Annotated in this window: 19 protein-coding genes; 7 read left to right on the top strand and 12 right to left on the bottom strand. The window is 69.6% G+C overall.

All coding sequences use genetic code 11. The annotated features are described in order from the left end of the window. Both AB0N68_RS07125 and AB0N68_RS07120 read right to left on the bottom strand, forming a co-directional pair. Positions 1-954, bottom strand: coding sequence for a carbohydrate ABC transporter permease (locus tag AB0N68_RS07125; protein WP_187662644.1), 954 nt, complete (start codon positions 952-954; stop codon positions 1-3). Next, positions 954-1,874 (bottom strand): carbohydrate ABC transporter permease, encoded by a 921-nt coding sequence (locus AB0N68_RS07120; protein WP_187662645.1) that lies wholly within the window; start codon positions 1,872-1,874, stop codon positions 954-956. Before AB0N68_RS07120 ends, AB0N68_RS07125 begins: the two co-directional genes overlap by 1 nt. A 198-nt stretch (positions 1,875-2,072) precedes the next feature. On the opposite strand from AB0N68_RS07120, the gene AB0N68_RS07115 reads away from it, so the two are divergent. The 4 genes from AB0N68_RS07115 to AB0N68_RS07100 are packed head-to-tail and all read left to right on the top strand — an operon-like array spanning position 2,073 to position 5,925. Further along, positions 2,073-3,227: a PP2C family protein-serine/threonine phosphatase gene (locus AB0N68_RS07115; RefSeq protein WP_292797997.1), complete on the top strand. Its 1,155-nt coding sequence runs from the start codon at positions 2,073-2,075 to the stop codon at positions 3,225-3,227. Continuing rightward, positions 3,224-5,188, top strand: coding sequence for a glycosyltransferase family 2 protein (locus AB0N68_RS07110; protein WP_292798000.1), 1,965 nt, complete (start codon positions 3,224-3,226; stop codon positions 5,186-5,188). The genes AB0N68_RS07115 and AB0N68_RS07110 overlap by 4 nt, the downstream gene beginning before the upstream one ends. Beyond that, positions 5,172-5,504: an STAS domain-containing protein gene (locus AB0N68_RS07105; RefSeq protein WP_187662648.1), complete on the top strand. Its 333-nt coding sequence runs from the start codon at positions 5,172-5,174 to the stop codon at positions 5,502-5,504. Before AB0N68_RS07110 ends, AB0N68_RS07105 begins: the two co-directional genes overlap by 17 nt. Next, on the top strand, positions 5,494-5,925 hold the full coding sequence (locus AB0N68_RS07100; protein WP_187662649.1) for an ATP-binding protein: 432 nt from the start codon (positions 5,494-5,496) through the stop codon (positions 5,923-5,925). The genes AB0N68_RS07105 and AB0N68_RS07100 overlap by 11 nt, the downstream gene beginning before the upstream one ends. A 4-nt stretch (positions 5,926-5,929) precedes the next feature. On the opposite strand, the gene AB0N68_RS07095 is transcribed toward AB0N68_RS07100, so the two are convergent. The 7 genes from AB0N68_RS07095 to AB0N68_RS07065 form a co-directional block, all read right to left on the bottom strand. Continuing rightward, positions 5,930-6,373, bottom strand: coding sequence for a DoxX family protein (locus AB0N68_RS07095; RefSeq protein WP_313366519.1), 444 nt, complete (start codon positions 6,371-6,373; stop codon positions 5,930-5,932). Between the two features lie 124 nt (positions 6,374-6,497). Next, positions 6,498-7,157: a GntR family transcriptional regulator gene (locus AB0N68_RS07090; protein ID WP_187662651.1), complete on the bottom strand. Its 660-nt coding sequence runs from the start codon at positions 7,155-7,157 to the stop codon at positions 6,498-6,500. A 47-nt stretch (positions 7,158-7,204) separates the two neighbouring features. Continuing rightward, a complete protein-coding gene (locus AB0N68_RS07085) occupies positions 7,205-7,618 on the bottom strand; it encodes a heat shock protein transcriptional repressor HspR (protein ID WP_187662652.1) in 414 nt (137 codons plus the stop codon). Between the two features lie 94 nt (positions 7,619-7,712). Then, a complete protein-coding gene (locus tag AB0N68_RS07080; protein ID WP_187662653.1) occupies positions 7,713-8,696 on the bottom strand; it encodes a DnaJ C-terminal domain-containing protein in 984 nt (327 codons plus the stop codon). 7 nt (positions 8,697-8,703) lie between these two features. Next, positions 8,704-9,348, bottom strand: a complete 645-nt coding sequence (locus AB0N68_RS07075) for a nucleotide exchange factor GrpE (protein ID WP_292794702.1) — start codon at positions 9,346-9,348, stop codon at positions 8,704-8,706. A gap of 2 nt (positions 9,349-9,350) precedes the next feature. Next, positions 9,351-11,213 carry a molecular chaperone DnaK gene (dnaK, locus tag AB0N68_RS07070; protein ID WP_187662654.1) on the bottom strand — a complete coding sequence of 621 codons (1,863 nt, stop codon included), beginning with the start codon at positions 11,211-11,213 and terminating at the stop codon, positions 9,351-9,353. A 150-nt stretch (positions 11,214-11,363) separates the two neighbouring features. Continuing rightward, entirely contained in the window at positions 11,364-12,629 is a 1,266-nt protein-coding gene (locus tag AB0N68_RS07065; protein WP_292794704.1) for an HNH endonuclease signature motif containing protein, read from the bottom strand. Between the two features lie 190 nt (positions 12,630-12,819). Between AB0N68_RS07065 and AB0N68_RS07060 the strand changes: the two genes are divergently transcribed. Further along, entirely contained in the window at positions 12,820-13,428 is a 609-nt protein-coding gene (locus tag AB0N68_RS07060; protein WP_292794706.1) for an HAD-IA family hydrolase, read from the top strand. A 41-nt stretch (positions 13,429-13,469) separates the two neighbouring features. Here AB0N68_RS07060 and AB0N68_RS07055 read toward each other — a convergent pair whose 3' ends face one another. After that, positions 13,470-13,931 carry a DUF3817 domain-containing protein gene (locus tag AB0N68_RS07055; protein ID WP_187662657.1) on the bottom strand — a complete coding sequence of 154 codons (462 nt, stop codon included), beginning with the start codon at positions 13,929-13,931 and terminating at the stop codon, positions 13,470-13,472. Between the two features lie 84 nt (positions 13,932-14,015). Here AB0N68_RS07055 and AB0N68_RS07050 point away from each other — a divergent pair, with 84 nt between their 5' ends. Further along, positions 14,016-14,981, top strand: coding sequence for a helix-turn-helix domain-containing protein (locus tag AB0N68_RS07050; RefSeq protein WP_313366518.1), 966 nt, complete (start codon positions 14,016-14,018; stop codon positions 14,979-14,981). Positions 14,982-15,132: 151 nt separating this feature from the next. On the opposite strand, the gene AB0N68_RS07045 is transcribed toward AB0N68_RS07050, so the two are convergent. Continuing rightward, positions 15,133-16,329 (bottom strand): MFS transporter, encoded by a 1,197-nt coding sequence (locus AB0N68_RS07045; protein WP_187662658.1) that lies wholly within the window; start codon positions 16,327-16,329, stop codon positions 15,133-15,135. Between the two features lie 250 nt (positions 16,330-16,579). Between AB0N68_RS07045 and AB0N68_RS07040 the strand changes: the two genes are divergently transcribed. Beyond that, positions 16,580-17,452: a serine protein kinase RIO gene (locus tag AB0N68_RS07040; protein WP_292794710.1), complete on the top strand. Its 873-nt coding sequence runs from the start codon at positions 16,580-16,582 to the stop codon at positions 17,450-17,452. Positions 17,453-17,460: 8 nt separating this feature from the next. Here the strand turns inward: AB0N68_RS07040 and speB are convergent, their stop codons facing one another. Further along, positions 17,461-18,408, bottom strand: a complete 948-nt coding sequence (speB, locus tag AB0N68_RS07035) for an agmatinase (protein WP_292794712.1) — start codon at positions 18,406-18,408, stop codon at positions 17,461-17,463. Between the last annotated feature and the right edge of the window lie 15 nt (positions 18,409-18,423).

The following is an 18,423-nucleotide window of genomic DNA, read 5'->3' as shown; positions in this document are numbered from 1 at the left end:
TCATCCCTTGCGCCCCTGGGTGGCGACGCCCTCGATGAAGGCACGCTGCCCGAAGGCGAAGAGGATGAGCATGGGGAGGGTCACCAGGAGGGAGGCGACCATGACGTACTGGTAATCACCGTGACCGCCCGCCGTGGGGCTGTACTTGGTCATCGCGTAGGCGATGCCGAGCGGCGCGGTGAACTCGTCCACCGACCCGGCGTTGAGGTAGATGAGGGCGGCCTGCAGGTTGTTCCAGCTCGCCTGGAACTCGAACAGGAACACGATGACGAACGACGGTATCGACAGCGGCATCGCGATCCGCCAGAAGAGGCCCCAGGCGCTGGCCCCGTCGAGCCGCGCCGCCTCGAACAGCTCCCGAGGAAGGCCGAGGAAGAACTGCCGCTGCAGGAAGATGTAGAAGGCCGAGCCGAACAGGTTCATGCCCCACAGCGGCACCCAGGTGCCGAGGAGTCCGGTCTCCTTCCAGATGAGGTAGATCGGGATCATCGTCACCGCGCCGGGGAGCATCATCGTCGCGAGCACGAGGCCGAACAGCAGCCCGCGCCCCGGGAAGCGGAAGTAGGCGAAGCCGAACGCCACGATCGAGCTGGAGATCGCCACGGCACCGGCGGCGAGCAGCGCGATGGCGATGCTGTTGCCCATCCAGTTCAGCAGCGGGAGCTGATTCCACACCTCGACGTAGTTCTCCGGCACGAACGTCTTCGGGATGAGGGCGTTGTCGAACACCTCCCCCCGCGGCTTGAAGCTGGCAGCGATGAGCCACGCGAAGGGGTACAGGAACAGCAGCGCGAACAGCACGAGGATGATGTTCAGCACGATCCGGGCGACGAGGCTCTTCGGCTGTCGCAGGCGCCGTCGCCAGCGCGACCGGGCCGGGGCGGGAGCCGCGACGGCCTCCGGGAGGTCGTCCCCGGTGGCCTCGACGGGGACCTGACGCAGGGTCTGGGACATCAGCGGTCTCCCTCGTAGTAGACGAAGCGGTTGCCGACCTTCACCTGGATGAGCGTGATGATCATGATGATGACGAAGAGCAGCCACGCCATCGCCGCCGCGAAGCCGAAGTTGAACTGCCGGAAGGCCTGTTGGAACAGGTAGATCGCGTAGAAGAGCGACGCCTCAGGAGACGAGTTGCTCTGATCCCGCCAGAACAGCAGATACGCCTGATCGAAGATCTGGAAGGCGGCGATCGAGAGCACGATGACGTTGAAGAACATGGCCCCCGAGATCATCGGCAGGGTGATCGAGAAGAACTTCCTGATCGGTCCCGCCCCGTCGAGCGAGGCCACCTCGTACAGCTCGACCGGCACGTTCTTGAGGGCCGCCAGGAAGATCACCATGGTTCCCGCGACGGTCCACAGCGTCATGATCACGATGCTCGGCTTGACCCACGCGGGGTCGACGAGCCACTGGGGCCCCTGGATGCCGAACAGTCGGAGGAACTGGTTGATCGCCCCGGAATTGCCGTTCAGGAGGAGGAAGAACACGGCGGCCGTGGCGACGGCCGGGGTCATCTTCGGCAGGTAGTAGAGCACGCGGAAGAATCCCGCACCTCGCCCGACCCGGTTGAGCAGCAGCGCGAGGACGAGCGCGAACACGATCTCCAGCGGCACCGCCATCACCACGTAGAACAGCGTGTTGGCGAGCGAGACGCCCACCCGCGGGTCCTCGAAGAGGTTGGCGTAGTTGTCGATGCCGACCGGGCGCGCGCTGTTCGTGGCGAGGTTGTAGCTGCTGAACGAGATGTACAGGCTGTAGACCATCGCGCCGGCCGTGAAGATGAGGAATCCGATGAGCCATGGCGAGATGAAGAGATAGCCGGCGAGGGCTTCTCGGCGGTTGTACCGGTCCCGCTGGCGGGTCTTGAGCGGCATCCACCTGCCTCCTTTCCGAGGACGCGCAGACACGGCGCTCTGGTCCTGGCGCGATGGTAGATCCGGAGAAGCGGTTCTCCGCGGGGCTTGCGCAGAACCGTTTCCTGTGGTTCACCTGAATGCCGCCGGGCGGCCTGGCGCCCCGGGTGCGGTTCCTCCCTAGGATGAGGGGAATAAACACGGAGGAGGGCCGGGGGAATGTTCGACGAGCGACGGCGACAGGCAGCGCTCGAGGAACTGGGGATCCTTGACACGCCACCCGATGAGCGGGTGGATCGGGTGGCACGACTGGCGAAGGAGATGTTCGGCGTGCCGATGGTCAGCGTCTCGCTGATCGATCGCGACCGGCAGTGGCGCAAATCGCAGATCGGCCTCGGGGGGAACGAGGCACCGCGACAGGATTCGTTCTGCGACTACACCGTGTCGCAGGACCGGACGGTGGTGGTGGAGGATGCGAGCACGACCGACCTCTTCGCCGAGAATCCGTTCGTGACCGGCGACCCGCACCTGCGCTTCTACGCGGCCCATCCGCTGCACGCGCCGGGAGGGGAGCCGGTCGGGACGCTGTGCGTGCTCGACACCGAGCCGCACACGTTCACCGACGCCCAGCAGGACCTCCTGCGCGACCTCGCGTTCTGGGTGCAGACGGAGCTGGCACAGGACGCCGACGTCGACCACGCCGCCGTGGTGCAGCGAGCGCTGCGCCCGCGGGCGCACCCGGAGATCGCCGGGTACACGATCGCCGCCGGTGCCGCCCCGCGGGGAACGCTCGCCGGGGACTACTACGACTTCTCGCGCCACGGCGAGGCCCTGCGGGTGACCCTGGCCGATGCCATGGGCAAGGGCACGGGGCCGGCGTTGGTCGCGGCCACGGTTCGGGCGTCCCTGCGCACGGCGCCGGAGCGCTCGCTGTCCGACGCCGTGATCGAGGTGGACCGCCTGCTCGAGGACGATCTCGCGGACACGTCGATGTTCGTCACGGCGGTCGTCGCCGAGCTGCGGCCGGAGACGGGAGAGCTCGAGGTCATCGACGCGGGCCACAGCCTCGCGTTCGTCGTCCGCGCAGACGGGTCGTGGACGCCCCTGCGCTCCACGAACCTGCCCTTGGGCATGGGGATGGGCCTCGCCGACCCCCGGGTCCCGGTGACGACGCGGCTCGAGGTGGGGGACGCCTTCATCTGCTGCAGCGACGGTCTCCTCGACGTCCTCGACGCCGACGACCCGTTCGGCCACGTGGAGCGGGTGCTCACCGCGATGGGACCGGACGGCGCCGTGCGCGAGGCCCTGCGACTCGCGAACGATGAGCGCGCCACCGACGACATCACCGTCGTGGTCGTGCGGAGGGACGCGTGACCGCCCGGTTCGCGACCATCCGCGTCCTCGCGCTGCTGTCGGTCCTGCTCGGCGTGAACTACGTCGCCTGGCGCTGGCTGGAGTCGGTGAACTGGTCGGCCTGGTGGATCGCGGTGCCGCTCGTGATCGCCGAGACGTACAGCCTCATCGACACGTTCCTGTTCTGCCTGACGATGTGGCGCGCGAAGGAGCGTCCGGCGCCGGTGTCGCCTCCGCAGGGCACCGTCGACGTGTTCATCACCACCTACGACGAGCCGATCGAGCTCGTCATGACCACCGCGAAGGCGGCGAAGCGGATCGCCTACCCGCACTCGACCTGGATCCTCGACGACGGCTCGCGCCCCGAGCTCGAAGCCGAAGCCCGGGCCGCCGGCGTCGGCTATCTCACGCGTTCCGAGGACTGGACGGGCAAGCCCCGGCACGCCAAGGCGGGCAATCTCAACAGCGCCCTCTTCCAGACCGACGGCGAGTTCCTCCTCATCCTCGACGCCGACCAGGTGCCGGACCCGCTGATCCTGCACCGCACGCTCGGCTACTTCGCCGATGATCCCGAGGTCGCCCTCGTGCAGACGCCGCAATGGTTCGTGAACGTCGACGAGGCCGACCCGCTCGGCAGCCAGGCGCCCCTCTTCTACGGGCCGATCCAGCAGGGGAAGGACGGCTGGAACGCGGCCTTCTTCTGCGGCTCGAACGCCGTGCTCCGCCGCGAAGCACTGATGCAGCTCGGCATCGTCGGCTACGTGCGGAACGTGACCGACTCCGCCACGCGGGCCCTCAAGACGTCCGAGGCCCTCATCGCCCGCGAGGCCGAGGCGGCGACCGACCCGGCGCTCGCCACCGAGCTCGGCGCGCTCCGCATCGCGATCGCACGCGGACGCAAGGAGCTCGCCGCGGGCGAGTCGGTCGCCGAGGTGGCCGCCCGCGTGGGGGAAGCCGTAGACAGCGCCTCCTGCATCCTCGTCGCCCACGACCTCGAGGGCATCCGTGCCGACCTCGCAGTGATCGAGTCCCTGCCGGTGCAGCAGGACGCGGAGCTCGGGCAGGTGATCGTGGACGAGGCCGGACTCGACGCGCTCGCCGCCTCCGACCTCTCCCCCCTCACCGCCGTCGAGGCCGTCCGCGGACTGCTCGATGCGCTCCGCCTCGACCGTGCGGATGAGGCGCAGCCGATCCTCCCCCTCGCCACGATCTCGGTGACGGAGGACATGGCGACGGCGATGCAGCTCCACGCCCTCGGCTGGAAGAGCGTCTACCACCACGAGATCCTGGCGCACGGGCTCGCCCCGGAAGACCTCCGGACGATGCTCACGCAGCGGCTGCGGTGGGCCCAGGGCACGCTCCAGGTCATGCTGCGCGACAACCCCCTGGCCAAGCGCGGACTCTCTGTGGGGCAGCGCCTCATGTACTTCGCGACGATGTGGAGCTACCTCTCGGGCTTCGCCGCGATCGTCTACCTCGCCGCCCCGGTGATCTATCTCGTGTTCGGCGTGCTCCCCGTCACCGCCTGGTCGGTCGACTTCTTCGCGCGCTTCCTGCCGTACTTCCTCGTCAATCAGGCGCTGTTCCTCGTGGTCGCGAAGGGGGTGAAGACCTGGCGAGGTCAGCAGTACTCGCTTGCGCTGTTCCCCGTGTGGATCCGCGCGTGCTGGACGGCCTTCGCCAACGTGGTGCTCGGCCGACCGCTGTCCTTCGCCGTGACCAGGAAGGACGGCCGCGATCCTCGGGGCATCCCGTGGCGCGAGATCTGGCCGCAGCTCACCGCCATGGTCGTCCTCGTGATCGCCCTCGTCATCGGGGTCGCCCGGGTCATCGTCGGCACCGGCGACGGCACCGGCACCCTCGTCAACACCGCCTGGGTCCTGTACGACCTGGTCGTCCTCAGCGTCATCATCCAGGCGGCACGCTACCGCGGTCCGGCCGCGAAGGTCCTCGAGAAGGAGTCGAATGAACGTCAGCACTGACACCAGGGACGGCTATGCCGTCGTCACGATCACGGGCCGCCTGACCGCCTCGGGAGCGCCGTTGCTGCGCAACGCGGTGAGCGACCTCGTCGCCGCGGGGCAGCCGCGCATCGCGATCGATCTGAGCGGCACCGAGTTCGTCGACTCCTCCGGTCTCGGCGCCCTCGTCGGCGGCCTCAAGAGCGCCCGCGTGGCCGGCGGCGATCTGCGCATCGCCGCCGTTCCCGAGGCCGTGCGCACCGTCCTCCACCTCACCAACCTGGATCGCGTGCTCCGCGACTACCCGACGCCGGAATCGGCGTTCGATGGACGCTGACATCCGGGCCTTCCACATCGACGGGCCCGCCGGGCTCGCCCTCGTCGACCGCGCCCTCGACGAGCTCGACCGGCTGTGGCCGCTGGCTCCGGAGGTACCTGCCCAGGATCAGGTGCTGTTCACCCTGGCGCTGAGCGAGGTCACGACCAACGTCGCCCAGCACAATGAGCACGCGGACGTCGTGCTGAGCATCGACGTCCGCGTGACAGCGGAGGAGCTGCGCGCCTACATCCGCGACACCGCCCCGCCGGCACCGATCGACTGGGACGCCGTGTCGATGCCGGGCGAGGAGGCGGAGAGCGGACGCGGGCTCGCGCTGTCGCAGGCCGCGCTCGACGAGTTCACCCACACGGTCACCGATCTCGGCAACACCTGGGTCCTCGTCCGGCGCGTGGATCCCGCGCGCGAGGCGGGCGACTGACCGGTCAGGCGAGCCAGGCCGGCGCGCGCCCGCGGAGGGCCGCGGCGTCGATGGAGTAGCGCCCGGCGCCGGTGAGCGCGAGCGCGAGAGCCGCGGCGCCGAGCACGGCGACGAACTCGTAGCCGCCGGCCGTCACCCACAGGCCGGCGGGCAGGTGCACGAGCACGAGTGCCACCAGCATGTCGACGGCGAGGAGGATGCCGACCGGGCGCGTCAGCAGGCCGAGGATCAGCAGGATCCCGCCGATGAGCTCGAGGAAGGCGACGACTGGTGCGGCGATCTCGGCGAGCGGGACCCCCATGCCGGCGAAGCTGCCGATGGTGCCGGGGATCGTGAACTCGAAGATCTTCTGAGCGCCGTGGGCGGCGAAGATCGCGCCGACGACGACGCGTAGGACGAGGAGTCCGAGCGACGAGGCGGAGGTGGCGGAGGCTGTGGTGTTCGTCATGAGGAGGTTCTTCCTTCGTGGCAGGACACCCGCGCGGGCGCGGACCAGGGCTCTTGCCCTGGCCCCCACGGTAGGAACCGTTCTTTTCCGTCCGCTGAACGCCTCGCCGCCGGCGGACGCAGGCTCAGCGGGAGCCGACCTCGTGGAGCATCCGCTCCCGGGCGCCGTCGAGGTGAGCCGAGAGGACCGCGGCGGCGTCCTCCGGGGCTCCCGTGCGCATGACGTCGAGCAGCGTCACGTGATCGTCCGACGACTCGTGCAGGTCCTCGTCGTGGTTGATCGTGACCTCGAGGAGGGCCGTGAAGGTCGGGAGGTACTGGTTCCAGGCACCCTCCAGCCGGGGATGATCGGCGAGGGCGTAGATCTGGGAGTGGAAGTCGAGGTCGGCCGTGACGAAGGCCGCATGGTCGCCGGCGTCCGCGGCCTCGGCCATGCGCTGGACGGCGTCGGCCATCGGCTGCCACCGCTCGTCGTCGTCGACCCGCATCGCGCGCGAGAGGGCGAGCTGCTCCAGCGCGCCCCGGAGGCTGTAGAGCTGGTCGACGTCGTCGCTCGTGAGGCCCACGATGTAGACGCCGCGGGGACGCTGCACCTCGACGAGCTTCTCGAAGCTGAGCTGGGTCAGGGCGTCGCGCACGGGGCCGCGGCTGACGGCGAACTCCTCGGCGAGGGCCTCCTCGGTGAGCCGGGCCCCCGGGGCGAGCTCCCCTCGCACGATGCGCTGGCGCAGCACGCGTGCGACCTGCGCTCCGAGCGACTCCCCGCGCGTGACGGTCTGCGTCATGGTGACCTCCTGTTAACAGTTGACAGGATACACACCGGGGTACGCGGTCAGGCTCCGGAGCGCGGACTCCAGAGCACGAGTTCCGTCGAGCGCCGGATGCGGCGGCCGGTCGGCATCGGCACGACCCCCGCGGAGCCGGCGGCGAACACCCGCACGCCGGGGCGGTTCTCCCGCTCGGCACGGAGGGCGCCCTCCAGCGCGAGCACGCGGTCGCGCAGCATCCGGTTCTCGTCCTCCAGGTCGAGGAGACGTGCGATCGCCGGGAGACTGACCCCTTCGGAGGAGAGCTGGGCCACCTCGCGCAGCTGCTCGATGTTGCGGTGCGAGTAACGACGGGATCCGCCGGGCGTCCGACCCGGCACCACGAGGCCGATCCGGTCGTACTGACGGAGGGTCTGGGGGTGCAGGCCGGAGAGCTTGGCGGCTGCGGCGATCGCGAAGACCGGAGTGTCCGCGTCCATCACGCCTTCCTTCCTGGTTTCACGTCAGGCCGTCGCGCCTGGTCAGGCAGCTCCTTCCCGGAACCGCCTGACCCGGCGCGAAAGCCTGTTCTCGTCAACGGCGGGCTTTCGCCATGAGCTCGGCCCGCGGGTTCTCCTGAGGCTCCAGCTCCTGGAACCTCTCGAGGGCCTCGCGCGCGGCGTCGTCGAGGTGCGTCGGAACCGCGACCTGGAGCTCGGCGAGCAGGTCACCGGTCCCCTTCGCGGTCGCGACACCCCGACCCTTGACGCGGAGCACGCGGCCCGACGGGGTCCCGGGGGCCACACGCAGCTTCACCACGTCGCCGCCGAGCGTCGGGACCTCGATGGTCGCGCCCAGCGTCGCCTCGGTGAAGGTCACGGGGACCACCACGCGGAGGTTGAGGCCGTCCCGCGTGAAGACCGGGTGCGGGCGCACCGTGATCTGCACCACGATGTCCCCGTTCTCCCCGCCATCGGGCGAGGGGCGACCACGGCCGCGCAGCCGGATCTTCTGCCCATCGGCGACACCCGCGGGGATCTTCACCTTGAACGGCTTGCCGTCCTCGCCCTGCAGGGTGATCGTCTCGCCCTGCACAGCGGTGCTGAAGTCCAGCGTGGTGCGGGCCGTGACGTCGGCGCCGCGCTGCGGACCGCCGAAGCCACGGAAGCCGCCGCTCGGCTGCCCGAATCGGCCACCGCCGAACGAGCTGCCCTGGCCCTGGTTGAACATCGCGAAGATGTCCTCGAAGTCGGCGGTCTGGCCGCGCCCCTGCTGTCCGAACCGGCTGAAGACGTCTTCGAACCCGCCGGCGCCCGAGCCGCTCGCCGTGAAGCGAGCGCCCGAACCCATGGCGCGGATCTCGTCGTACTCCTTGCGCTGCTCGGCGTCGGAGAGCACCGAGTAGGCCTCGCTGATCTCCTTGAACTTGGCCTCGGCCTTCGCATCGCCCTGATTGGAATCGGGGTGATACTTGCGCGCGAGCTTGCGGTACGTCTTCTTCAGGTCAGCGTCGCTGACGTCCTTCGAGACCCCGAGGGTCTTGTAGAAGTCCTTGTCGAACCAATCCTGGCTGGCCATCGATCACCTACTCCGCAGGGACGGCGACGACGACCTTCGCAGGACGCAGCTCGACCTCGCCGAGGCGGTAGCCCACCTCGACGACCTCGAGCACCGTGGTCTTCGAGGTGCCGGGGGTCGGCTGCTGAAAGATCGCCTCGTGACGCTGGGGGTCGAACTCCTCGCCCTTCTCGCCGTAAGCGACCACGCCGAGGCGCTCCACGACCGCGCGCACCTTCTCGGCGATCACGGCGAAGGGGCTGCCCTCGACCAGATCGCCGTGCTGCTCGGCGCGGGCCAGGTCGTCGAGCACGGGGATGAGGCCCTTGGCGGCCTCGCCCTTCGCGCGCTCGATCTCGATCTGGCGCTGCTCCTCGGTGCGGCGGCGGTAGTTCGCGTACTCGGCCTGCAGGCGCTTGAGGTCGGTCAGCAGGGCGTTCTCGGCGTCGGCGATCGCGGCGTCGCCGGCGGCGGCATCCGCGGTCTGGGTGGCGCCGAGGATGTCCTCGACCGTCAGCCCCTCCTCGGTCTCGGCAGCCGCGTCGACCGGAGTCTCGTCGGAGCCCTCGGCGGCCTTCGCCTCGCGGGAGTCCTGGTTCTGCGGCACGGGGCCGGATGCCTGAGCATCCGACCCCTCCGGAACCTCGTTCTCGTCGAAGTTCTTGTCCGTCATGATTACTTCTTCTCGTCCTCGTCGTCGACGACCTCGGCGTCGATGACGTCCTCCTCGGAGGAGGGGGCGTCACCGGTCGGGGCCTCGCCCTCGGCCGAAGCGCCGGCGGCGTCCGCCTGCGAGGAGGCGTAGATCGCCTCGCCGAGCTTCGACTGGGACTGGTTGAGCTTCTCGAACGCGGTCTTCACGGCCTCGTCGTCGTCGCCGGCCAGAGCCGTCTTGAGCGCGTCGACGTCGGCCTTGACCTCCGTCTTCACGTCCTCGGGGAGCTTGTCCTCGTTCTCGGAGATGAGCTTCTCGATCGAGTAGGCGAGGGTCTCCGCCTGGTTGCGGGTCTCCGCGGCCTCACGGCGCGCCTTGTCCTCGGCGGCGTGCTCCTCGGCCTCGCGCACCATGCGCTCGATGTCCTCCTTCGACAGCGACGAGCCGCCGGAGATGACGATCGACTTCTCGGTGCCGGTGCCCTTGTCCTTCGCGGACACGTGCACGATGCCGTTGGCGTCGATGTCGAAGGTGACCTCGATCTGCGGGATGCCGCGGGGAGCCGGGGCGATGCCCGTCAGCTCGAACGTGCCGAGCGGCTTGTTGTCGCGGGTGAAGTCGCGCTCACCCTGGAAGACCTGGATCGCGACGGACGGCTGGTTGTCGTCGGCCGTGGTGAAGGTCTCGCTCCGCTTGGTCGGGATGGCCGTGTTGCGCTCGATGAGCTTGGTCATCATGCCGCCCTTGGTCTCGATGCCGAGGGAGAGCGGGGTGACGTCGATGAGGAGGACGTCCTTGCGCTCGCCCTTGAGGACACCGGCCTGCAGCGCGGCGCCGACGGCGACGACCTCGTCCGGGTTCACGCCCTTGTTGGCCTCCTTGCCGGTCTCGCGCTTGACGAGCTCGGCGACGGCCGGCATACGGGTCGAACCACCCACGAGGACGATGTGGTCGATGTCGGACACCTTGATGCCGGCTTCGCGGATGACGTCCTCGAACGGCTTCTTGGTGCGGTCGAGCAGGTCCTTCGTGAGGTCCTCGAACTTCGCGCGGGTCACGGTCTCGGAGAGCGAGACGGGGCCCGAGTCGGTCAGCGACAGGTACGGGAGGTTGATGCTCGTGGACGTGGAGCTGGAGAGCTCCTTCTTCGCCTGCTCCGCAGCCTCCTTGAGGCGCTGCAGCGCGATCTTGTCACCCGAGACGTCGACGCCCGTGGTCTCCTTGAACTGCTTGATCAGGTAGTCGACGAGGCGCTGGTCCCAGTCGTCACCACCGAGGCGGTTGTCACCGGCAGTGGCGCGCACCTGGATCGTGGAGAAGTCGTCGTCCTTGCCCACCTCGAGGAGGGAGACGTCGAACGTTCCACCACCGAGGTCGAAGACGAGGATGAGCTCGTCCTCCTTGCCCTTGTCGAGGCCGTAGGCGAGGGCCGCAGCGGTCGGCTCGTTGATGATGCGGAGCACGTTGAGGCCCGCGATCTCACCGGCCTCCTTGGTGGCCTGACGCTCGGCGTCGTTGAAGTACGCGGGGACCGTGATGACCGCGTCGGTCACGGTGTCGCCGAGGTAGGACTCGGCATCGCGCTTCAGCTTCTGGAGGATGCGCGCGGAGATCTCCTGCGGCGTCCACTTCTTGCCGTCGACGTCGAAGCTCCAGTCGGTGCCCATGTGGCGCTTGACCGAGGCGATCGTCCGGTCGACGTTGGTGACGGCCTGGCGCTTCGCGGTCTCGCCGACGAGCACCTCCCCGTCCTTGGTGAAGGCGACGACCGAAGGGGTCGTGCGGAAGCCCTCGGCGTTGGCGATGACCTTGGGCTCGCCACCCTCGAGGACGCTGACGACGGAGTTGGTGGTTCCGAGGTCGATACCGACAGCACGTGCCATGTGTTCTCTCCTTTGTTGGGAAGTCTGTAGTGGTCCGAAAACCTGCGGCGATCAGGGAAACCTGAGTCGCGATGGCTCAAGTGTACGCCGGGGTCGAAAGGCTGTCAAATGAACTTGATATGAACAGGCTCAAGTTTTCCCGCCGGGCGGTCAGAACGGCGCGTCCGTCGATCCTTCGGCGAAGGTGACGGTGTTCGACGGCGGCGGGCGGTCGATGTATACCCTCCCCGTCGGACTCGTCCAGGCATAGAGGCCGTCGCCACGCGACTCGACATGCCAGGCGGACTGATGTTTCAAGACATGATGTCGACGGCACAGATGGCCGAGATTCGAGGCGGACGTCTCCCCGCCCAGCGCGGCGTCCCGGTGGTGATCGATGTCGCACTCCGCGGGCGGATATCCGCAACCGGGGAAGCGGCATCGCTGATCTCGGGCCCGCAGGTGGCGTCGCAGTTCCGCGCTCGGGCGATACCGGTCGACGGCGAGGACGGTGCCCGTGACGGGGTGCGTGAGGATGCGATCCCATCCGGAGGCAGCCCCTGCCAGCCTCCGTGCCGTGGCGGGGTCGATCGGGGTGCGCCCGTCGAGTTCCGCCGGCGCCCGGCCACGGCCGAGGAGGGTCATGACGGGGACCGTGATCGCGACCGTGGGGACGATGGCGGCCAGGGTGCCGTCAGGATCATCATGGCCGGCCGGCGCACCGTTGAGGAGGAGGTCGAGCGCGAGGTCGGCCCGGGACTGGGCGATGGTTCGCAGGTCCGTCGGGTCGTCGCCGGCCTGCGTGGTCGTGGCCATGGTGGTCAGCCGGTCGAACACGCCGTGCACCAGCGCCGCCGGCCCCAGAAGTCCGAGCTCAGCCATCCCGTCAGGGGCATCCCGTACCCACACGCGCCGCCGCTCACGGGCATCCTCGTGACGGTCCGCGAGGGTATGCGGCTGAAACTCCTCCGCGGCCCGGCGCGCCATGCGCGCGACCCGGTTCGGCGCCTCGCTCTCGGCGAAGGCGATCATCCGCGCGGAGAAGGCGTCGCGATCCGCCTCGTCTTCGAGGTGCGCACCCGCCTCCGCGATGACGCGGGCTTGCTGGGCGGTGACCTGCCCCGCGCCCCATGCACCCCACAGCCGCGGAAAGCGCTCGACGATCCAGACCGCATCGGCCATCCGCCGCTGCACCGTCCTGTCGCTCGCCCGCAGCGCGGCAGCGAACTCGGCCGCGACCGTGCGCACGCTCAGATCCGCGCCGTCCGGATGGGCGGCCTGCGCCGCGACCTCCACGGCCAGGCGCGACCCCAGCGCCAGGATCCCGTCCCGCGCGGCCTGCAGTCCATTGATCGACCGCTCGACACCGACGAGCATCTCGGTGAGCGCTCGGAGCGCCTCCACCTGCTCGATCGTCGCGTCCGCCAGTCCTGTCATACCCCGAGTGAAGCAGGGACCACCGACATTGAAACCCCAGTTCAGGTGGAGTAAACGATATGCCGGGATGCAGTGCCTGCGTAGGCGATCACGCCGAGCATGCTCCGCCTCGGTGGCCGCGAGCCGACGTGCTTGACTCTCACACGGTGTCAGACGGGAGAACTGAGACATGTGCGGGCAGGATGGGGGCATGATCCGTGCCGTGCTCTTCGACCTCGACGGGGTCGTCCGTCACTTCCTCCACGACCCCGACCTGGAGGCGCGGCACGGAATTCCGGCCGGGATGATCGCCCACATCGCGTTCGCGTCACCGTTGATCGACGCGGTCACCACGGGGAACCTCACTCGCGAGGAGTGGATCGTCCGAGTCGGCGAGGCCGCGGGATCCGCAGCCGCCGCGCGGGAATGGGGACGCACACCGTTCGCCGCCGACCCGGACGTGCTCGCGCTCGTCGACGAGCTGCGCTCCCACGGGATGATGTGCGCCATCCTCACGAACGGCACGGACACCATCGCCGAGGAGCTTCACGACAGCGGCATCGCCGCGCACTTCGATCGCGTGTTCAACTCCGCAGACATCGGATACGCCAAGCCGGATGTCCGGGCGTTCGGACACGTGGTCGCCGACCTCGCCATCGCGCCGGAGGAGGTCTTCTTCCTCGACGATTCGCCGGGGAAGCTCAGCGGCGCACGGACGCTCGGCATGACCACGCACCACTACACGGGAGTCTCCGCGTTGCGCACCGCTCTCGACGCCGCCGGCGTTCCCGGCGCGACGGCATCGACGCCGATCCCTTAGGGCGCCACATCCTTCGGGCGTCGCGCCGTTCGGGATCGGGGTCACTTGCCCCCGGGCGGGCCGACCAGCAGGAGGATCACGTACAGCGCGACGATTCCCACGACGAGCAGCACCGCGAGCACCCAGGGGCGACGCAGGAACCAGCGCATCAGGCGGTCGTACCAGCGGTGGTCACGCGGGTCGTCGGACGCGTCGAGGCGCCAGTCACCCCGGAGACGACCGGTGCGGTGCAGCCAGATCTCCATCGGGATGGTCGCGTACGGGACGACGGCGCTGACGACCGCGAGCACCCCGACGCCCGGGTGCCACCGCTGGTTGAGCGCGACGAGGACGGCGGTCGCGGCATAGGCGAGGAACACGAACCCGTGGATGCCGCCGCCGACCGTCACCACGACTCCGGGGGCTCCGACGGCCCGGGCGATGATCGCGGCGATGAGGATGGTCCAGGTGATCGCCTCCGCGATCGCGAGGACACGGTACAGGCGGCCAGGGGTGCGGAACACGGAACTCCTCGGGTGGGGTACCCCTCCAGCGTATCCCGCTTCGAATCGCCCACTGTGCCCCATCCGCCGCCTGGATGGAGCAAGGTGAGCGACTCGAAGGGGAATAGGGGGACGGCGGTCAGCGTTGCCGAAGGCATGGTGACGGTGGATGCGGATGCGCTGTCCTCTGTGCTCGGCACGGTGGACCTGCGCGTGGGGATCGCCCGTCGGGTGCAGCTGGGCCGCGGGGGACTGCTGCCGCTGGCTCCCGGCCGGATCACCCTCGTCTACATCGCCGACGGCGCCGTGCATGGGCATCCGCCTCTCGGCACCGGCTGCCGTCTCGACGTGGACCGCTCGTCGCAGCAGCTCACACTCGAGGAGCCCGGCCGCCGAGACCGCCTCGTCACCGGCGATGCCTTCCTGCTGCTCCGCGGCGACACCTTCGCACTGGAGGCCGCCGTCGAGACTGCACTCCTCGTCGTCGACATCGAGCTCGCGGACACCGCGTCTCCCCTCCCGGCACTCCTGCCGCCCTTCCTCACGGTGACAGGGTTCGACGCGCTGGAGCCGGCCGCCGCCGCCCTCGCCGAGAACATGGGGATCGTCGACGCGGCCGCGTGCCCCGTGCGCCAGGGCGACCCGCTGATCTGCCGGATGATGGCGACCACCGTGCTGCTCTCGGTGATCCGAGCCTGGGCGGCCAACGGCTGTGCGCCCGCCGGATGGCCCTCGCTGTCGAAGGACCCCTTCCTCGACCGCGTCGTGGACGCCATCCACGAGCAGCCGGGCCGGGACTGGACCGTCGAACGCCTGGCCGCTGTCGGCGCCATGTCACGGTCGGCCTTCGCGGAGCGGTTCCGTCTCGCCGTCGGCCGCTCCCCCGCCGACTACGTCACCGAGGTGCGCATCGACGCCGCGAAGCGGATGCTCCAGGCCGGGCAATCCGTGTCGAGCGTCTCGCGCGAGCTCGGCTACGCCTCGGACGAGGGTTTCAGCCGCGCGTTCCGTCGCCGCACGGGCATGACCCCGTCCTCCTGGCGCGGCTCGCACTCCCTCGTGCCTGCCTGATCCGCCTGATCCCCACACCCTCGTCCCAGCCTCGGGGCGGGCACGACTTCGGAGACCCGGGGCGACACGCCGGCTCCGAAGCCCGAGGCGACGGCGTGTCGGCGGCCGGCTCCGAAGTTGTGCCCGGGCAACCAGGGGTCAGGAGCAGGGGTCAGGAGCGGGAGCTGCGGCGGTTGGAGAGGCCGAACAGCACGGCGCCGGCGAGGAGCGAGACCGCGCCGATCGTGTAGACGAGCTCGACGCTCAGGGTGTCGACGAGGAGCCCACCGACGCCGGCCGCGAGCGTGATCGCGCCCTGGAATCCGACGACCACGAGGCTCCCCCCGGCCTCCAGGCGGTCCGGCATGCGGTGACCCACCCAGGTGTTCACGACGATCAGCCACGACGAGAAGAAGAACCCCCAGAGGAGCACGACGGCGCCGATCCCGATGATCGATCCGGAGAAGAGCACCATCGACAGCACGGCGGCCGAGATCACCAGCGGCGCGAACACCGCGAAGAAGGCGAAGGAGCGGTCGATCACGAGGCCGATGGAGAGGTTGCCGAGAAGGCCTCCGACACCGAACAGCGCCAGCAGCACGACGATCGTCGAGGCGTCCACGTCCGGGATGCGCTCCAGCGCGAGGCGGACGTAGGTGTAGGCGAGGAAGTGGCCGAGCACGACGAGGACGTGTCCGACCATGCCGAGGCCGATGCCGGGCCGCCGTACCGTGTCGACGAGCAGACGGAGGCTCGACGCGCGCTCGGCCGGAACGGTCGGCAGCGCCCACCGCAACGCGACGGCGAGCACCACCATCAGCACTCCCGCGATCGCGAACACGGCACGCCAGTCGACGACCTCGCTCAGCATGACCCCGAGCGGCACTCCGGCGACCGTGGCGAGGGAGACCCCGGCGGAGGTGAACATCACCCCGCGACCGAGATGCTCGGGCCCCGCGAGCCGCGCGGCGACCGTGATCGACATCGTCCAATAGGCGCTGATCGCCGCTCCCAGCAGGAACCGCGCCAGCAGCACGACGACGAGGTTCGGCGCGATCGCGACGATGAGGTTCGACACGGCCGCGGCGAGCGCCATCCACACCAGCAGCGATCGGCGGTCCAGACGGGGGAACACGAGGCCGACGGTCGGAGCGACGAAGAGTCCGACGAGAGCCGTGACGGTGACGGTCTGCCCGGCCTGCCCGGGGGTCACCCCGAGGCCGTCCGCCATCTCGGTGAGCACCCCGTTGGGGAGGAACTCGGCGGTCACCAGCAGGAACCCCATCACCATGAGGGCGATGAGCCCTCCGTAGCGGATGCGATCGGCGCGGGTCGTCGGCAGGGTCGGGACGGGGGCGGTCGTGGTCATGCTTCCAGACTCGCAACGGGAACGGGGCCGCGCCCGACCAGTCGTCCGCCGCATCCGACCGATCGTCCGGCCCTGGACAATCTCCGATCAGACCCCCTAGGCTCGACGACGCACCGGGAAGCGCCCGGGAAGCCCGAGCGAAGGAGGCGATGAGATGAACGCTGTCGTCGTCGCGCCTATCGCCGACCACCTTCCCTTCGAGGCCACCCGCTCCTGATCGCCGCGTGGCCTCCCTTCCCGGAGCCACACCGTGACCGAATCCCCCGCTTCCTCGGAAGCCGCGTCCTTCGACGCCACCTCCTTCGATTCCCTCGAGACCGCCCTCTCCTTCGCCGAGGTCGAGCCCGGCGCCAACCAGCGCTGGACGACCTGGCCGTCATCCACCCCCACCGAGCGCGGGCCGGAACCGCGCCCCGCGTGGGTCGTGACCTCCGCCGGCGCCCTGGACACCGAGCTCGGCATCCTGAAGACCGGCAAGGAGGCCGACGTGTTCCTGCTGGAGCGCGCCGTGCCCGACGACCCCGCGCAGCGTACGCTCCTCGCCGCCAAGCGCTACCGCGGCATCGAGAACCGGAGCTTCCAGCGCTCCGCGGTCTACACCGAGGGGCGCAGCACGCGGAACACCCGCGACACCCGCGCCCTCGCCAAGAAGACCGCCCACGGACGAGAGGTCGCCGCAGCCCAGTGGTCGCTCGCGGAGTTCGAGGCGCTGTGCCGGATGTGGGAGCGCGGTGCCCCGGTGCCGTATCCCGTGCAGGTCAGCGGCACGGAGGTGCTCATGGAGTTCCTCGGCGACGACCGGGGCATCGCGGCACCCCGGCTCGCGCAGGTGCGCGGGTCGAACGCCGAACTGCAGGAGTACTTCGCGCAGGTGGTCGAGCTCATGCGGGTCTTCGCCACCGCGGGCTTCGCGCACGGCGACCTCTCCGCCTACAACCTCCTCGTGCACGAGGGGTGCGTGCGGGTTATCGACCTGCCGCAGATCGTCGACGTGATCGCGAATCCGCAGGGCCTCGACCTGCTGCACCGCGACTGCGTCAACGTGTGCGACTGGTTCACGCGGCGGCGGGTGCAGTGCGACGCCGAGGCCCTGTTCGCCGACCTCCTCGGGACCCTGTTCTGACTCCCGTGTCAGGAGGCGAGTCGGGCGGCGAGAAGGGTCACCAGCTCGTAGACGACATGGCTCGCGGCGATCCCGGTCATCTGGGCGTGATCGTACGCGGGCGACACCTCCACGACGTCCGCGCCGACGATGTCCCGCTCGCGCAGGGCACGGAGGATGCGCAGCAGCTCGCGGCTCGTGAGCCCACCGGCCTCGGGGGTCCCCGTGCCGGGCGCGTGCGCGGGATCGAGCACGTCGATGTCGATCGAGACGTACAGCGGCTTGTCGCCGATGCGGGTGAGGATGCGGTCGATCGCCGCCTCCACCCCGTGCTCCTCGATGTACTCGCTGGAGACGATGGAGAAGCCGAGGCGCTCGTCGTCCTCGAGATCCTGCTTGGAGTACAGGGGGCCGCGGGTTCCGACGTGGCAGCTCGCCGTGAGGTCGATCAGCCCCTCCTCGCTCGCGCGCCGGAAGGGGGTGCCGTGCGTGATGGGCGCCCCGAAGTAGGTGTCCCACGTGTCCAGGTGGGCGTCGAAGTGGAGGACGGCGACGGGACCGTGCTTCGCGGCCACCGCGCGCAGCAGGGGGAGGGCCACGGTGTGGTCGCCGCCGATCGTGACGATGCGCTGCACCTGCTCGCCGAGCGCCAGCGCCGCGCGCTCGACCTCGGTCACGGCCTCGGTGAGGTCGAAGGGATTCACCGGGATGTCCCCCGCATCCACCACCTGGGCGAGCTGGAACGGCGATACGTCCTGCGCGGGGTTGTAGGGCCGCAGCAGCCGGGACGACTCCCGCACGTGGGACGGGCCGAAACGGGTGCCGGGACGATAGCTCACGCCGGAGTCGAACGGGATGCCGACCACGGCGATGTCGGCGCGCGGCACGTCCTCGATGCGGGGCAGGCGGGCGAAGGTGGCGATGCCGGAGTACCGCGGGTTCACGGAGGCGTCGACGGGGCCGATGTTGTCGGTCATTTCTCGTTCCTGTTC

It is taken from the genome of Microbacterium meiriae (assembly GCF_040685015.1).
Classification (GTDB): domain Bacteria; phylum Actinomycetota; class Actinomycetes; order Actinomycetales; family Microbacteriaceae; genus Microbacterium; species Microbacterium meiriae.
The sequence above is the reverse complement of the archived record's forward strand: the minus strand, read 5'-3'. Positions and strand labels throughout refer to the sequence as shown.

Excerpts from the sequence above, each read along its gene's own strand:
- AB0N68_RS07100 (WP_187662649.1), top strand. The coding sequence starts at position 5,494 with ATGGACGCTGACATCCGGGCCTTCCACATCGACGGGCCCGCCGGGCTC.
- AB0N68_RS07075 (WP_292794702.1), bottom strand. The coding sequence starts at position 9,348 with ATGACGGACAAGAACTTCGACGAGAACGAGGTTCCGGAGGGGTCGGAT.
- AB0N68_RS07120 (WP_187662645.1), bottom strand. The coding sequence starts at position 1,874 with ATGCCGCTCAAGACCCGCCAGCGGGACCGGTACAACCGCCGAGAAGCC.
- AB0N68_RS07090 (WP_187662651.1), bottom strand. The coding sequence starts at position 7,157 with ATGACGCAGACCGTCACGCGCGGGGAGTCGCTCGGAGCGCAGGTCGCA.
- AB0N68_RS07065 (WP_292794704.1), bottom strand. The coding sequence starts at position 12,629 with ATGACAGGACTGGCGGACGCGACGATCGAGCAGGTGGAGGCGCTCCGA.
- AB0N68_RS07085 (WP_187662652.1), bottom strand. The coding sequence starts at position 7,618 with ATGGACGCGGACACTCCGGTCTTCGCGATCGCCGCAGCCGCCAAGCTC.
- AB0N68_RS07115 (WP_292797997.1), top strand. The coding sequence starts at position 2,073 with ATGTTCGACGAGCGACGGCGACAGGCAGCGCTCGAGGAACTGGGGATC.
- AB0N68_RS07045 (WP_187662658.1), bottom strand. The coding sequence starts at position 16,329 with ATGACCACGACCGCCCCCGTCCCGACCCTGCCGACGACCCGCGCCGAT.
- AB0N68_RS07080 (WP_187662653.1), bottom strand. The coding sequence starts at position 8,696 with ATGGCCAGCCAGGATTGGTTCGACAAGGACTTCTACAAGACCCTCGGG.
- AB0N68_RS07105 (WP_187662648.1), top strand. The coding sequence starts at position 5,172 with ATGAACGTCAGCACTGACACCAGGGACGGCTATGCCGTCGTCACGATC.
- AB0N68_RS07125 (WP_187662644.1), bottom strand. The coding sequence starts at position 954 with ATGTCCCAGACCCTGCGTCAGGTCCCCGTCGAGGCCACCGGGGACGAC.
- speB (WP_292794712.1), bottom strand. The coding sequence starts at position 18,408 with ATGACCGACAACATCGGCCCCGTCGACGCCTCCGTGAACCCGCGGTAC.
- AB0N68_RS07060 (WP_292794706.1), top strand. The coding sequence starts at position 12,820 with ATGATCCGTGCCGTGCTCTTCGACCTCGACGGGGTCGTCCGTCACTTC.
- dnaK (WP_187662654.1), bottom strand. The coding sequence starts at position 11,213 with ATGGCACGTGCTGTCGGTATCGACCTCGGAACCACCAACTCCGTCGTC.
- AB0N68_RS07095 (WP_313366519.1), bottom strand. The coding sequence starts at position 6,373 with ATGACGAACACCACAGCCTCCGCCACCTCCGCCTCGTCGCTCGGACTC.